The organism is Citrobacter sp. W9 (assembly GCF_026719375.1).
GTDB lineage: Bacteria > Pseudomonadota > Gammaproteobacteria > Enterobacterales > Enterobacteriaceae > Citrobacter > Citrobacter werkmanii.
The window spans coordinates 1-14,710 of sequence record NZ_JAPPTE010000024.1; the positions used below are offsets into that span (position 1 = coordinate 1).

13 protein-coding genes are annotated in these 14,710 nt (G+C 47.7%); 10 read left to right on the plus strand and 3 right to left on the minus strand.

Translation table 11 applies throughout. The features are described 5' to 3' along the window. The 10 genes from OOJ59_RS23770 to OOJ59_RS23815 all read left to right on the plus strand — a co-directional run. A partial coding sequence (locus OOJ59_RS23770) for an outer membrane beta-barrel protein (protein WP_268063527.1) occupies positions 1 to 1,096 on the plus strand: 1,096 nt, incomplete at its 5' end. Position 1,097: 1 nt separating this feature from the next. Continuing rightward, positions 1,098 to 1,655 (plus strand): polysaccharide biosynthesis/export family protein, encoded by a 558-nt coding sequence (locus OOJ59_RS23775; RefSeq protein ID WP_038632893.1) that lies wholly within the window; start codon positions 1,098 to 1,100, stop codon positions 1,653 to 1,655. 2 nt (positions 1,656 to 1,657) lie between these two features. Next, positions 1,658 to 3,787: a GumC family protein gene (locus tag OOJ59_RS23780; RefSeq protein WP_160956498.1), complete on the plus strand. Its 2,130-nt coding sequence runs from the start codon at positions 1,658 to 1,660 to the stop codon at positions 3,785 to 3,787. Then, on the plus strand, positions 3,784 to 4,995 hold the full coding sequence (locus OOJ59_RS23785) for a lipopolysaccharide biosynthesis protein (protein WP_085048895.1): 1,212 nt from the start codon (positions 3,784 to 3,786) through the stop codon (positions 4,993 to 4,995). The genes OOJ59_RS23780 and OOJ59_RS23785 overlap by 4 nt, the downstream gene beginning before the upstream one ends. Beyond that, positions 4,992 to 6,362, plus strand: coding sequence for a hypothetical protein (locus OOJ59_RS23790; protein WP_038632883.1), 1,371 nt, complete (start codon positions 4,992 to 4,994; stop codon positions 6,360 to 6,362). Before OOJ59_RS23785 ends, OOJ59_RS23790 begins: the two co-directional genes overlap by 4 nt. A gap of 4 nt (positions 6,363 to 6,366) precedes the next feature. Next, positions 6,367 to 7,356: a glycosyltransferase gene (locus OOJ59_RS23795; protein WP_087856204.1), complete on the plus strand. Its 990-nt coding sequence runs from the start codon at positions 6,367 to 6,369 to the stop codon at positions 7,354 to 7,356. 14 nt (positions 7,357 to 7,370) lie between these two features. After that, the gene (locus OOJ59_RS23800; RefSeq protein ID WP_110497085.1) at positions 7,371 to 8,582 is read left to right on the plus strand and encodes a glycosyltransferase family 4 protein; all 1,212 of its coding nucleotides are present in this window, start codon (positions 7,371 to 7,373) and stop codon (positions 8,580 to 8,582) included. Between the two features lies 1 nt (position 8,583). Then, positions 8,584 to 9,693, plus strand: a complete 1,110-nt coding sequence (locus tag OOJ59_RS23805; RefSeq protein WP_085048898.1) for a glycosyltransferase family 4 protein — start codon at positions 8,584 to 8,586, stop codon at positions 9,691 to 9,693. A gap of 2 nt (positions 9,694 to 9,695) precedes the next feature. Further along, the gene (locus tag OOJ59_RS23810; protein WP_038632874.1) at positions 9,696 to 10,103 is read left to right on the plus strand and encodes a hypothetical protein; all 408 of its coding nucleotides are present in this window, start codon (positions 9,696 to 9,698) and stop codon (positions 10,101 to 10,103) included. A gap of 31 nt (positions 10,104 to 10,134) precedes the next feature. Continuing rightward, positions 10,135 to 11,526, plus strand: a complete 1,392-nt coding sequence (locus OOJ59_RS23815) for a DUF4832 domain-containing protein (RefSeq protein ID WP_160956390.1) — start codon at positions 10,135 to 10,137, stop codon at positions 11,524 to 11,526. 46 nt (positions 11,527 to 11,572) lie between these two features. On the opposite strand, the gene galE is transcribed toward OOJ59_RS23815, so the two are convergent. The 3 genes from galE to OOJ59_RS23830 form a co-directional block, all read right to left on the minus strand. Further along, positions 11,573 to 12,589 carry a UDP-glucose 4-epimerase GalE gene (gene galE, locus OOJ59_RS23820; RefSeq protein WP_038632871.1) on the minus strand — a complete coding sequence of 339 codons (1,017 nt, stop codon included), beginning with the start codon at positions 12,587 to 12,589 and terminating at the stop codon, positions 11,573 to 11,575. Between the two features lie 63 nt (positions 12,590 to 12,652). Beyond that, positions 12,653 to 13,591, minus strand: a complete 939-nt coding sequence (locus OOJ59_RS23825) for a glucosamine inositolphosphorylceramide transferase family protein (protein ID WP_160956391.1) — start codon at positions 13,589 to 13,591, stop codon at positions 12,653 to 12,655. Between the two features lie 222 nt (positions 13,592 to 13,813). Next, the gene (locus OOJ59_RS23830) at positions 13,814 to 14,449 is read right to left on the minus strand and encodes a carbonic anhydrase (RefSeq protein WP_038632863.1); all 636 of its coding nucleotides are present in this window, start codon (positions 14,447 to 14,449) and stop codon (positions 13,814 to 13,816) included. Between the last annotated feature and the right edge of the window lie 261 nt (positions 14,450 to 14,710).

Genomic DNA, 14,710 nt, shown 5'->3' on the forward strand with positions numbered 1-14,710 from the left:
TCATCAGGCGCGGAACTCATCAAGGCGCGGGAATAAAATCCCATTCAGACGCCGGATAGATTCAAGCAAGCCAACTTGTCGTCAAAATCGGTGTTGCAAAAACGGGAGTGACCATAGATTCCGTTTTAACGGGGCCTGGCGTTATGGACTCAAGCATGGCTTAACCCTCAATCTGGAGGATTCGCTTGGACATGAATCCCGTGGCCGCGGCATTACCGAGGGCTTTTTACCGGGCCAGTTCGAGCAGTATGGGATTAAATCACCGTTGACGACAAATTTCATCAACAGTGAATTACGCTACAGCTACGGCGCGCCAGAGGGGCGTGGCAAAGCGGAACTGGCGTTGTTATACAAAAAACTGACTTTCGGTAATACTTCTGATGTGCAGGATACCAGTGAGGATTTTTACCATTACATTCAGGAACAGGAATGGCACGAAAATAGTCTGGTAGCGGAAATTTTTGACCAATACACATCCAGAACACGCTTTCGCTATAGCTTTATTACTAACCAGCGTCGCTATGACAACAACTCAGAAAAAGATACTAATGAGTACTATTTGCTGTACGGCATGAAGTCGCAGTTGACCGGAAAAACTAACGTCGACATGAATATTTCATGGTTGTACAAAACATTTGAAAACAGCACAAATTCGCATGATTTTAATGGCCTCAACTGGGACATAAAAGCAGAGTGGAAGCCGCTGCAACAGTCGGTTTTCACAGCCCACTCGGCACAAAGTATTAAAGACCCGTCGGAAGTTGGGGGATACATTTTAGTGACCCAGTATGGCATTTCTTACCAGCATTTCTGGTTAGGGAATCGTTTTTCGACTTTGCTGGATTATTCATACACTGCGGAAGACTATAAAAAACAGAACAAGGATCGGCATGATAAAGATGGGGTATTTAGCGTAACCATGAGCTACGACTATACGCCATCGGTTAATTTTGAGATTAAATATCAATTAGATACATTGAATTCGAATAAGGATACTGACTCGTTTTATATCGGTCCCAACGACAATCAGGAAGTTATTAGAACGTTGGGTTATGATAATTCTATGATTATGCTTAAAGCTAAGGTTCAGATCTAAAATGAAAATAATAGAACTATGCGCGTTTTTGCTATTCAGTATCCTGGTGGTCGGATGCACAACGTCCAGCCCGAGATTAATGGATGATCCTGCTACTGTTCAGCAGGATTACCGGCTTGGGGCGGGGGATACTGTCAATATCGCTGTTCACGGTCAACCTGATATGACGATGCGGTTTATTTTGGATAAGAGCGGGGAGATTAATTTCCCGTTTGTGGGCGCTCTTAAATTAAAAGATAAAACTGTCGAACAGGTGACTAACGAATTAACTCAACGGCTGACGGGAGATTACTTTACCACGCCGATGGTGACGGTAAGTATTGCCGAGTTCCGTAAATACTATGTTTCGGGTGAGGTGAAAAGCCCGAACGGATTTGCCTGGGAGCCAGGTCTTACCGTCGAGAAATCAATTGCGCAGGCGGGCGGATTTACAGATCGTGCTGACCGAAAAGATATCAACATTCGCCTGTCGGGGAGCAATCAGCTGCTTGAGAATGTCGATTTAACGCACTCTGTTCATCCTGGGGATGTCGTGATTATTGGCATGGGGTTCTTCTGACGATGAAACTATCTATAGTGGAAAACGGCAAAAAACGAGAAAGTACGGTTGAATTCTCCCGCTTTGCCAAAGAGCTGAAAAAGAACGCCTGGAAAATCGCACTGGCCGGTATCGTTGCCGGGGTCGTGGCATACCCATTAATCAGCATGATGTCCTCAAAGTATGTCTCAACGGCGACGGTACTGATTAAAGCCCAGGCCGATAACGTTTCTCCATTCCCACAGGTTGATGGTTTCGATTCAACGCGCAGTGGTTACTATGAAACGCAATATGCGTTGATGCATTCGCGTATTGTGCTTGAGCAAGCCGTCCGCGATATGAAACTGGATGAAAACCCGGAATTTACCGGGGAAAAAGCCGGTACCCAGGGAGCGGAAAGCAATGAAAGCCGGCAGTTGAGGATGGAGCAAGCGCTGAAAACGTTGTCGAAAAACCTGAATGTCATCGGTATTCGTACAACGAACCTGGCGTCTATCACCTATGAATCCCCCTCCCCGCTGATGGCTGCTGACGTTGCCAACGGCGTCGCGCAGGCGTTCATCAACTATACGGTTGAGCAAAAGCGCCTGAAAGTAGAGAAAGCCCGCGAACTGAATTTTGAAAAAATGGAAGAGATTCAGAAGTCGATAGCGAAACAAAAAGAGGAAATGGACAGCTATCTGAAAAACGCCGGGCTGCTGACTTTTCGCGGTATCGATGGTTTTGAAACCGAGCAGTTAAGTATCGTCACCAATCGTCTGGCTGATGCGACCCAACGTCGCGTTGCCGCAGAATCTGTCTATAACGAGGTGAACAGCGGAGGGCGGTCGGTGGAGAGCGTTATCTCTCTACCTTCGGTCTCTAACCACGCTCAGATTCAGGATTTACGTATCGCGTTAATTCAGGCGCAGCGCACGTTGTCTGAACTGCGCAAAGTATACGGGCCGAAAAATCCCGCTATTTTAAAAGCAGAAGCTGATGTCCAGTCGATCCAAAGCCAAACCGGACGGGTTCTGGGTGAGCTGAAAGAGGGGTTACGTCAGCAATATCTGGCGGCGCTGGCGGATGAAAAGAACTATCAGCAGCAGGTGGCGCAGCAGAAAGAGATCTTCCAGAAAATGGCCTCAAAACGTGATGCCTGGAATAGCCAAAAGCTGTCGTTAGATAAAATGGAAGATCTGTATAAATCGCTGTATCAACGTACTCAGGAACTGTCGCTGTCCGGCGTAAATGCCGACGCGGTGTTATATGATCCTGCCGTTCCCGCACTAAAACCAGCGAAGCCGAATAAATCCCTCTTGTTGGTGATGGTGGTCCTGCTGGTGGTGGTGTTCAGTATCATGTATTTCATTGTCAAAGCGGCGATGGACAACTCAATCGGTACGTTGAGTCGTATGAAAAAACGTCTGAACGTTGCTCCGCTGGGCGAAATCCGTCGTTTTAGCGGAACCTCAGGGCGCGCGCAGGTGCGGGACATGATCCTGAAGAACCCGCTGAATGCCGATATTGTGCACGGTATCCGTACCCGGATTATGTTGGATAATCGACCGTTACAGACGCTCGCCGTGGCGTCGACGGAGCACCGTGAAGGGCGCTCTTTGCTGGCGAGTCTGTTAGCAAATTCCTTTAGTTTCGATCAGAAAACGCTGCTTATTGATGCGGATTTCTTCAATACTGACGGACTCTCATCCGAGCTGGCATCGGCAACGTCCGCAGGCGTAGCGGAACTGCTGCGTGGGGAGACCCAGCTTGAACAGGCGCGGATCAAGCTCAGTGATAATCTCGATTTTATCCCGCACGGGAAGACCACCATCTCTTCTCTGCTGATGTTGTCGTCCGGGCACCTTGAGCCGTTAATGCACGAACTGAAATCCCACTATCAACGCATCATTATCGATGTGGCTGCGGTAAATCAGAGTCAGGACGTGCAATTGATCAAACGCGCCGTTGATGGCGTTATTTTCATCGTGAAAGCCGGGTCGGGTTCGGCGGGACATATAGCCAACGCGCTGGACAAGATCGAGGAAAATGATGGTGTTGTGATTGGCGCTGTGCTGAATGCGGTTGAAGAAAAGGACCTTGAAACGCAAGAGGGCCTGCGTTCACTGAACTTCAGCACCGATCAACTGATGACAACGCCAGGCCGCGTATGAGTCTACTGAAGAGCGCCTCCACGATAGCCGGTTCATCAGTCATCTCGCAGTTGATTGGTGCGCTGTCTATCTGGTTGATCTCACACAAGTACGATATGGCTGAAGTGGGGCTTTATGCGCTCAACTACAGTATTGCCGTGGTGGGCGCTCAGGTCTGTACTTTTGCGTCACAGCTGTTAATTCCTAAACAGCAGGACGATGAACTGGTTCAGAATGTCGTGTTTTGCCTGATACAAAGCACGATCATCGCCTTACCCTACGCTGTACTGACCGCGTGGTTGTTTCACCAGAGCATACTGTTTCTCTATTTACTGACGCTTGCTACGGCATGGGTTCTGATCTCGGAAAACCTGTCGCTGCGCACAGCTAACTTTCGTTTTCTGATCTTCCAGCGCATTTCTGTTTCTGTGGTGGTATTACTTTCGATACTGGTTACGCACCATGTGCAACTGTTCTACTGGTCATGGGCCTGCGCGACGATGGTACTGACCATCAGCTGTATTTTGCATTCGTTTGATATTCGTTTGGTGGCGGCCCAACATTTGCGACCCGCCAGCAATTGGCATTTTTTTAAACAGAATATTCATCACATCACTAAAGTTGGCAGCGCTGAGGTGTTGGCGATGGCCAGCAGCAATCTGCCGATTATGCTGATTAACTTCTGGTTTTCGGCGCTGACAGCCGGTTATTTTTCCGTGGTCAGCCGCTTCTGCCTGGCGCCGGTGGTGATCATCGGGAACGCGGTGCGTAATACTATTTTTTCCAAGTGGTCTATCGATTTTAGAAATAACACCTTTAATTATCAGGAATATACCCGGGTACGGATGCTGCTGTTGGTGCTGGGGGTTATCTGTACTCTTGGCGTGTTTATTTTCTACCCGATTGTGATGCGCCTTGGTTTTAGCGAAGACTGGATTAACTCCATTGAAACGTCACGCTACATGCTACCCTACCTGTTCCCGGCGCTGGCGATAAGCCCCCTGACGGTCATAGAGCTTATTTTTGGCTCACATCGCTATTTTCTGCGCATCCAGTTGGAGCAACTGGCGATTGTGCTATTCGCTTTTGTCGTGACGCCCTATTTTTATAAAGACTATGCAACGTCGGTGATTTTGTTTTCTTCACTGACATTTATTCGCTACGCCTTTATTTATTTGAAAATGAACAAGCGGGCTAATCTGCTGAAAGACAGGCCGGTGATACTATGACGCTGAATACCGGATATTATTTACAAGGTTATACCTTCGTTACCCTGATCCTGTGTGGCCTGGTGCAATACTTTACCGGCATACAGTCGGTGCTATGGATCCCCTTTTTTCTGACCCTGTTGATGGTGGGATTACTGGTGATGCAGACGCGGGATGGCTCGCTGCGTCTGGATGCGCAGGAGACGATTGTGCTGGCGCTGTATTTCTCATTCCTGATACTGGCCGGGGCTTCAACTCTGATTCAGGGCGGGATCACCGTCGCGATTGTGGCCTTTAAAAATGAAATCGCACTGTCGCTGGTGATGATCTGTTTACTGCTGGGATTTTGCCGGGAGTCGCAGATTTATCGCGTGACTCGCTATTTGTACTGGGTGTTTTACGCGCAGATCCCGGTAATGATTTATCAGGTTTTACTGGTTGTTCCCCAGCGTGTCGCGGTGCGTGGTGAAGATGAAAAATGGGATTCCGTGGTGGGCACGTTTGGCGGCGACCCGATGGGGGGCGGTAACACTGCTGCGATGGGCCTGTTTTGCCTGCTGATTATGTTGTTAAAGGTCTCTGAGTATAAGCACGGACTGACCACGTTTAAATCCATGGCGTTACACATTGTTCTCGGGATCGGGCTATGTATTATTGGCGAAGTAAAGTTCGTTATCCTGCTATCGCCGCTGTTCCTGGCGTGGGTGTGGATCTCACCGAGCTACGTTAAAGACGTTAGCAAGGTTAATCTGAAGACGTTATTGGTTATTGTGGCGGGGATGTTGCTGCTGATTAGCCTGTCGATAGTGATCCTTGCGTATTATTATTCTACTGCGTTTGGCGGCGATCCGTCGAAAAGCTCGTTGAGTATTTTCATCGACTCTTTGAGCTATATTTTTGACCCAAACTACATTATGTCTACCGGGGAGTTAGGGCGCTTTACGACCTTCCTGTTCTGGCTAAAAAATAACGATCTGTGGGGACTTTCAGGAACGTTATTTGGCTATGGACTCAACGCCACTAACAGTGGTAGTACGGTTTCGCCAGGCTTTCTGAATATTATTTATAACTTAATCCTCGACTCGACTTCTCTGAGTATGCTGCTGTGGGAAGTGGGGGTGATTGGCACGTTACTCTTCATTAGCTTATTCATTTATATCCTGAAAATATGTCAGCCCAAGCCTTTACTGATGCTTGAACAACTGGACCAGCAGGATCTTCAGTTGTTGAGCTTTGCTCCGGCATTTAATGCTTTTGCGATTGCTTGCTTAATTAGCTTACCTTACAGCCAGATACTGATGATTATACCGATGTTACAATTCCTGTTCTATTTATCACTAGGATCAAGTTTAGTGATTCGTCGAACCGTCCTTCGCTGCGTAGGGTAATTGTATGGACAATAAACCGTTTATTTCAGTGAGTATTAAAACGCTCAATGAATCTGAGTGTATTGAGAAAACAATTGATAGTATCCGGAAACAGCTTGTTGATTATCCACATAAAATTATTGTGGCAGATAGTCTGTCAACGGATAACACCCAGCAGTTGGCGATCGATAAAGGGGTGACTGTGGTGTCATTAACCGATCCTGGCGATCGTTGCTGTGGCGTCGGACATCAGTTGGGTTACCTTTATAGTGAGGGGGAATATCTGTTGCTGATGGATGGCGACATGGAGCTGGAAGAAGGGTTTGTGGATCAGGCTGTCGCGTTTTTGCAGGCTGAACCGGAATATGCAGGCGTAGCGGGAACCGTCGAAATGGACGATGCCGTTAACTATGAATTTAAATCGCGTAAGCAACGCATTAATAAAATCTATCCCGTAGGGGACAGCGACCATTTAGGCGGCGGGGGGCTATATCGCCGCTCCGCCATTGAAAAAATTGGTTATCTAACCAACCGTAATCTGCACGCTTATGAAGAAGCCGAACTTGGCCTGCGTTTACTTGACGCGGGTTATAAACTACGTCGTCTGAATATTCCGTATTTCATTCACACTTCGCATACCATGCCGACCTTTCAGATGCTGAAGCATCGCTGGAAAAGCAAATACTATCAGGCGCCGGGCGAATTTTTACGCTGCGCCTGGGGAAAACCCTATTTCATCAACGCGTTAAAGATGGTTAAAAATGAGGCGATTTTTGCTGTTTACCTGGTCGCTTTGTTCATTGCGGCGGTGACCTTTAATCTCGAGCTTTTCGATATCGCATTTCTGCCATTGCTTGCCTTTGTCATATTGAAAACCGTGCAGAATCGGTCGTTATTGAACGGCCTGCAAAGCGTGATGAACTTAGCTGTGCTTTCTGCGGGACTTGTTATAGGGCTGACACATCCGCTACGCGATCCGTTGACTCCGCCTGACAGTAAAATCATTCATGAATAACTAAGGCAGACGCCATGAAAGTTTTATTAGTAAATAAGTTTTTTTTCATCAAAGGCGGCGCGGAAACAGTTTATTTTCAAGAGCGCGATATGCTGAAACAGGCCGGAGTGCAGGTGATTGATTTCTCGATGCAGCATGAGAAAAATTTCCCTTCGGACTATGCGGATTATTTTGTCAGCAATGTGGACTACCACAAAGAAAGTAATTTGTTGGGCGGGCTCAAAACGGCGGTTAACTTTATTCATAATTCGCAGGCCTGCAAAAAAATGCTGGCGTTATTGCAAAAAGAGCGCCCGGATATCGTTCATTTTCATAATATCTACCACCAGTTAACGCCAGCGATAATTAAAGTTGCGCGCAATTTTGGCTGCAAAACGGTACTGACTGCGCATGACTATAAGATTGTATGTCCTGCATATTCCATGCTGCGCGACGGCAAAGTGTGTGATGCCTGTATCACCGGCACGGTTTTTAATGCCTTCAGGTATCGTTGCCAGGAAGGTTCCGCCTCAAAAAGCTTATTGCTCTCTCTGGAGGCAACCTGGCAATACATTGCGCAAAATTACCAGACGTTGGATGTAATTGTTTCGCCAAGCGTTTTTTTACGCGGCGTGTTGTTGCGTACGCTGCCGAATTCCCGCATTGATGTGATCGTTAATGGGGTCGATGACAGCCGTCCTCTGGATGAGACAAGCGATGAAGGTTATATGTTGTTCTTTGGTCGGCTGAGCCGTGAAAAAGGGGTGGCAACGCTGCTGGCGGCACATAAGAAAATGCAGAACAAGGCACCGTTAAAAATTGTGGGCCACGGTCCGCTACATGACGAGTTAGTCGCCCAATACCCGGATGTCGAGTTTTTAGGTTATGTGCAGCAAGGGGAGGCTCTCGATAAGCTTATTAAGCATGCGCGGGCGGTGATCCTTCCTTCTGAATGTTATGAAAACTGTTCCATGGCGATATTAGAAGCGATGGCTTTAGGCAAGCCGGTGATTGGTTCGCGCATTGGCGGGATCCCGGAACAAATTCGTGACGGTATCGAAGGGATTTTATTCGAGCCGGGCAATGCGCAAGCGTTGGCGAATGCGATGGATACGCTGGCTGACGCACCAGAGAAAGCGCGGGTTATGGGGTTACATGGTCGTGCGCGGTTAAGTGAAAAATATGCGCTAAGCAAACATATGGATACCTTACTGGCGCTGTATAAAGAACTGCTGAGCAGGCCATAGTATGAAAAAAATAACGGTTTTTGGCACACGAGGTATTCCGGATGTGTTGGGTGGCGTGGAGACTCACTGCCAGAATCTTTATCCTGCTATAAAGCAGCAGCTCGATGTTGATATTTGTGTTATCGCTCGCTCACCGTATGTGAATTACAAACGGTCAACGTATAAGAAAGTCGAAACCTATGCGCTGTGGGCGCCCAAAAAACGTTCGCTGGAAGCGATTGTTCATTCCGTTTTGGCGGCATTGAGGACAGTTTTCGACCATTCGGATATTGTGCATGTGCATGCTATCGGACCAGGCCTTGTGATCCCATTATTACGTGTTTTAGGCAAAAAGGTCGTTTTTACCCACCATGGGCCTGACTACGATCGTCAGAAATGGGGTTTCATTGCCAAAAAAATACTGTTGCTGGGTGAACGCTGGGCGGTGAGATACGCCAACGAGGTGATTGTGATTTCTGAGGTGATTAATCAACTGATCCAGAAAAAACATGGTCGCTATGACGCGCATTTAATTCACAATGGCGTGAACGATCCGCGGTTATTATCTGAGCTGACTATCGAAAATACGCTCTCCCGCTTTAGGCTACAGCCGAAAAATTATCTTGTGGTGGTTGGACGATTTGTCGAAGAAAAAGGGATGCATGACGCCATCGCCGCTTATCAACAAAGCGGTTTGACCATGCCGCTGGTGTTAATTGGCGATGCGGATCATCCGACTGAATACAGCATTCGCCTCAAAAAGCAGGCCGCCGACACGCCAGGCGTCGTGATGACCGGATTTTTACGCGGTGATGAGCTGCAGGCGGTATTTTCACAGGCGAAACTGTTTGTGATGCCTTCATATCACGAAGGTCTGCCTATTGCGTTGCTGGAAGCGATGTCCTTTTCTCTTCCTGCCGTGGTCAGTGATATTCCGGCGAACCTGGAAGTTCAGCTACCTGCCGCAGCCTATTTTAAGGTCGGGGATGTGAACAGTCTGGCCGAGAAATTAACCCAGTGGGTGACAGCCAATCGCGTGGACTATCGTGTATATTTGCAAAACTATAATTGGTATGAAATCGCCAAAAAGACAGTCAACGTCTATCACTCTATTGATAAAGATATAGGTTAATTTTGACCAGTCCTCAAAATCGTCCTCCCGTCATCGAGCGATTCTACGCTCACCTTGATGAGCAAATAGCGGCGGGGTTGACCCCGGAACAAAAAGCAGGGGTAGAAAACGCGATCCTGGCCTCGACATTGGCGTCACGGCATCAGATTGATATTCGCCGGAGTTTTCCTTTTTTCAGTAAACGTTTTTATCTGGTTTTTTTGTTTGGCAGAGATTTACGCCGCCAGCATCGCCAGGAATCGACCTTGTCGCGGATCTTGCTCACTTTTTTGCTGTTGATCGCCGTGCTGTTCGTCACCTGCTGCGTATTGCTGACGTTGTATATGATCAAATCAGCGTTAGGTATTGATGTATTCCAAAATTTTCATGTCGGTATTTGGGACTGGTGGTTAAATCTGAAAAACCACTAGCGTGATTAAACCAGTGGGGGGCGTTACTGCGATGAAGAGTAAATGGGTTTCTGCGCTATTGGGTATGTTCCTCCCGCTGTCGGTCATGGCCGCATTAACGACCGTAACTCCCAAAGCATTGACAGGGCCGTTAACTAATCCGGGGATTGGCGTTGCCAGTTTTCATCAGGGATACGGTGAAACGCTGAGTCTGGCGGATTATCCCAATACCGGGTTCGAGTATGAGCGATTTTACTGGCGAGATCTGGAACCTGTTGAGGGCCAGTACAATTTTGCGCTGGTGGATGATGCCTTTAAATACGCAGCGGCGCATCGTCCTGCGATGAATGTCGGGCTACGATTTATGGCGCTTGCCGACCCGGGGGATGGCACTAAAATTCCCGACTGGCTGATTAAAAAAGGCGTAAAAGGGACCTGGACGTCTGATAATAAGACGTTTGTGCCGGATTTAGATGACCCTCTGTTTATCGAATACAGCCAGCGACTGCTCAACGCATTGGGTCAGCGCTACGATGGTAATGAGAATCTCGCTTTTGTTGATATCGGCATGGTGGGGTCGTGGGGAGAGTGGCATAACAGCAACTTCCCCGACCTGCAGCCACTCATGCAACGATACACCACCGGACAGTTGGATCGCTACGTTGCGATGCACTTTTCTGCCTTTCCCAAAACGCCCAAAATTATGCTGATAAGCGGTGGGCAAAGCCTGGCAAATGCGGTGGCGCGTGGGGCCGGGTGGCGAGCGGACTGTTGGGGCGACCTGCGCGTGTTTTCAGACTCGTGGAATCATATGCAAGATGACTATCCTCAGCGATTACTGGCAGCGCAGCAAAGTTATGCAGGCTTTAACGATGTCTGGAAACGCGCGCCGGTGAGTCTGGAAATCTGTTCGTATATGCAGGACTGGAAGAATTCTTTTCATTATACGCGCGCCGAAGTGCAGGGGATTTTTGACTGGGCGCTCAAGCAGCATGCCAGTACCATCAACCTGAAATCGAGAGCGATACCCAGCGATTATCGACCGATTGTCGACGATGCGCTGACCAAACTGGGCTACCGATTTCGCTTAGCGTCCCTGAGCCATGAGTCAGTGTGGAACAGTGGACAAACTCTGACGTTGAACAGTACCTGGTATAACGATGGAGTGGCACCGATCTACCTGTCCTATACGCTGGCATTTCGTGTAGTAGACAGTGCGAATAAGGTGGTGGCGCAGGGCAATGCGGCGGATGATATACGACATTGGCTCCCTGGAATTCATCAGGTTAGTTATGCGCTGCCTATGCCGGAGCAGTTGGCGAAAGGGCAATATGCGATTGAGGTTGCGATGCTGGATAAATCTGGTACCGCGAGAATCAACCTGGCCAATGAAGGGAAGCAGAGCAACGGCTGGTATCGTGTATCAACAATAACGTCACGCTAGCCTGGTAAAGCCACGAGCCTGGCGACCAGGCTCGTGGCTGAGAACATCACAGGTTATAACCATTCGGGTTATTTTTTTGCCAGTTCCACGTGTCGCGCATCATTTCATCAAGGCTATAGATAGCCTGCCAGCCTAACTCTTTTCGCGCCAGAGAAGGGTCTGACCAACACTCGGCGATGTCTCCGGGTCTTCTGGCGACAAACTGATAATTAATTTTTGTCTGCGCCGCTTTTTCAAACGCCTCAATGAGGTCAAGTACGGAGTACCCGACTCCGGTACCAAGATTAATCACCTTGTAAGCGGCGCCTTTGTTCTGGGAATCCAACGCGGCTAAGTGGCCGGTCGCCAGATCCATGACGTGTATATAATCACGAACGCCAGTACCGTCGGAGGTTGGGTAGTCATTACCGTATACCGACACGGTCTCAAGTTTACCAATCGCGACCTGGGAGATATACGGGACCAGATTATTGGGAATACCGTTAGGATCTTCGCCAATTCGACCCGATGGATGGGCACCGGCCGGGTTAAAATAGCGCAGGCAGGTGATGCGAAAATCGGGCTGTGCGCGTGAAAAATCGGCCAGAATCTGTTCGACCATTAATTTAGACGTGCCGTACGGATTGGTCGTACCGCCCGTGCGCGACTGCTCGCTTAGCGGCACGCTTTCCGGATTACCGTATACCGTGGCCGATGAGCTAAAAATAAAACGATTCACGCCTGCGGCCCGCATCTCATCAAGTAATACCAGCGTACCCGTGACGTTGTTTTCATAGTAGGCGAGGGGTTCTTTTATCGACTCCGAAACCGATTTGAGTCCCGCAAAATGAATGACATCAGTGATGTTATGGCGGGTGAAAATGTTCTTTAACGCCTGCCGATCCAAAATATCGGCGATATAGACAGTCGGTTTCCTTCCGGCGAGTTCCGCGACTCTGTCCAGCGAGACTTGACAAGAGTTCGACAGATTATCAATGACAACGACATCATCGCCTCTTTCCAGTAGTGTTAAAACAGTATGTGAACCAATATAACCTGCGCCACCAGTGACAAGAATTGCCATACAGACTCCAGATTTATGCTATCAAAACGGGCATTGATTCACGCCACTACCATAGAAAACATGCTATTGGTGAAGTCTGGTAAGGTTGTAGTTACGATATCTCACCATACATTTATAAGATATTTTTTTAAGTATAGATAAAAAACTGAACTTGTTTATTTTTGAGTCATAAACAATATAGTTATTTGAGAAGTTTAGTGTATGGACACCATCACTGTGGTTGATCGAGGAATTGATTTTCTCGATCAGGCTTTCATCGAAAACAGTATCGTTCAATGCAACTAATTCTTTGATGTAGATAGATTTTCCGTAGGTTTCAGGTGTGCACTCCTGGGTGAGGAAGTACATTTTGTTATCGACAAGGTAAGGCGCGCCGGCTCCCCGGTGGTGATGGTTGCTCACCTTCAGTGAGGGGGCAATCCGCTGCCACTCCCCAAAGATATTCTCAGCAGAGTGAATAATGATTTCATTATCCATTGTGGTGGATAAAAGATAGCAGGTTTCATTAATTGTGAGAAACACATTATCTGTTAATTCAGTATCCGATATTAAGACTTTGATTTTCTTCCAGCGTGCCGGGAATTCTACCGACTGAAACAGTATGACTTCTTTTCTTTCTGAAGACTCAGGGATCATGAAAAGCTGATCGTTGATATGAATCAGGAAAGGGAATGACAAATGACACCTTAAGTCGTCAAAGCCCTCAAGTTTAACATCATCGATTTCAGCCAGTTCACGATCCAGGACGCGGCATCTTAGCGTACCTTTCGAATTTCGAAAGCTAAAAGCTTCATAAAAAACATACAGTTTATCGGCCTTTTCAACAATAAAAGGGTCGGCCTGAAACGTATATTTCTTTTTTAACTGCTGGGCAGTAGTTTTACTCAGTATTTCCAGAGTGTTATCGGGGAATAAGTGTGAGCCATGATCCTTTAGAATCATGATGTCCCACGACTCATGATAGAAAAATGTTTTAATTATTTTTTTTATTTTCGTTTGCATTCGCGCCTACTCCTTTAATTACCTGCATCTTAACAAAAATCTCATACGAACAGCTAATTTGCTGCTGCGTACATGATATCTGTCGTAATGTTGAATGAATGCGCGAAAGCTAATGCAGAAACATCAGAGGCTATTTTTAAAAATTAGGTCCGGGTGTGTTTTTTGTCTATAGCACAAAAGTAGGAAATAATTATCCAGAGCATCCTTGCTCCAGTGGAGGGTTTACTCGAAATGCACCTGCGGATTGTCAGCAAGGGAAACGTAGGTTTTGCTGTTTTTATCCAGGGTACGAATTTCACCGCTTTCGATGTCATACACCCAGCCATGCAGACGCAGCGCATTATTTCGCAGTCCAACAGCAACGGAAGGGTGCGTTTTAATATTGTTCAACTGAGCGATAACGTTCTCTTCCACCATGGCGTTAACTTTATCGATGGGATTATCCCAGGTTTTCTTCTCGACCACGGCCTTAGCTGCATCGGCATAGTGCAGCCAGTGCGCCACTGCGGGCATTGGATCGAGGGGCTGGCTATCAGCAATGGCTTTCATCGCGCCGCAATTGGAATGGCCACAGATGACGATATCCGTCACACCGAGTGCGACTACCGCATATTCGATGGTGGCGGAGACACCACCGGGTTCCGGTCCGAAAGAGGGGACGATATTGCCGGCGTTGCGGATAACGAACAACTGCCCGGGCTCTTGCTGAGTCACCAGTTCTGGCACCAGACGGCTATCGGAACAGGAGATGAAAAGCGCTTTTGGATTCTGGCTGGATGCCAGGCTGCGGAAGAGTTCCTTACGTTGAGGGAAAATCTCTTTTTGGAAGTTGAGGAAGCCCTCAATGATATGTTGCATAGCAGTGTCTCTTTTCTCTGTTTGAGCAGGTTATGATGAAGATCACACTTTCCAGTTTAACACCAGCCGACAGAAGCGAAAGAGTTTATAGCAGTTTCGCAACATTTTTGACTGATTTTTCTCCACCGTAGCGAGGGTGAAATGTGATATGCGTTCTGCCGTTCTGAGTTAACAGATGGCGGGGGTAGACTGCAAATGGGGACATTCGCAAGCCTACGCCTGGCAAAATGACATCGCTTTTTTTGCCAATAAATCGGAGTT

Bases quoted from the DNA above. Each gene is read 5' to 3' on its own strand.
- OOJ59_RS23775 (WP_038632893.1), top strand. From the start codon at position 1,098: ATGAAAATAATAGAACTATGCGCGTTTTTGCTATTCAGTATCCTGGTG.
- OOJ59_RS23830 (WP_038632863.1), bottom strand. From the start codon at position 14,449: ATGCAACATATCATTGAGGGCTTCCTCAACTTCCAAAAAGAGATTTTC.
- OOJ59_RS23800 (WP_110497085.1), top strand. From the start codon at position 7,371: ATGAAAGTTTTATTAGTAAATAAGTTTTTTTTCATCAAAGGCGGCGCG.
- OOJ59_RS23790 (WP_038632883.1), top strand. From the start codon at position 4,992: ATGACGCTGAATACCGGATATTATTTACAAGGTTATACCTTCGTTACC.
- OOJ59_RS23795 (WP_087856204.1), top strand. From the start codon at position 6,367: ATGGACAATAAACCGTTTATTTCAGTGAGTATTAAAACGCTCAATGAA.
- OOJ59_RS23780 (WP_160956498.1), top strand. From the start codon at position 1,658: ATGAAACTATCTATAGTGGAAAACGGCAAAAAACGAGAAAGTACGGTT.
- OOJ59_RS23825 (WP_160956391.1), bottom strand. From the start codon at position 13,591: ATGCAAACGAAAATAAAAAAAATAATTAAAACATTTTTCTATCATGAG.
- OOJ59_RS23785 (WP_085048895.1), top strand. From the start codon at position 3,784: ATGAGTCTACTGAAGAGCGCCTCCACGATAGCCGGTTCATCAGTCATC.
- OOJ59_RS23815 (WP_160956390.1), top strand. From the start codon at position 10,135: ATGAAGAGTAAATGGGTTTCTGCGCTATTGGGTATGTTCCTCCCGCTG.
- galE (WP_038632871.1), bottom strand. From the start codon at position 12,589: ATGGCAATTCTTGTCACTGGTGGCGCAGGTTATATTGGTTCACATACT.
- OOJ59_RS23805 (WP_085048898.1), top strand. From the start codon at position 8,584: ATGAAAAAAATAACGGTTTTTGGCACACGAGGTATTCCGGATGTGTTG.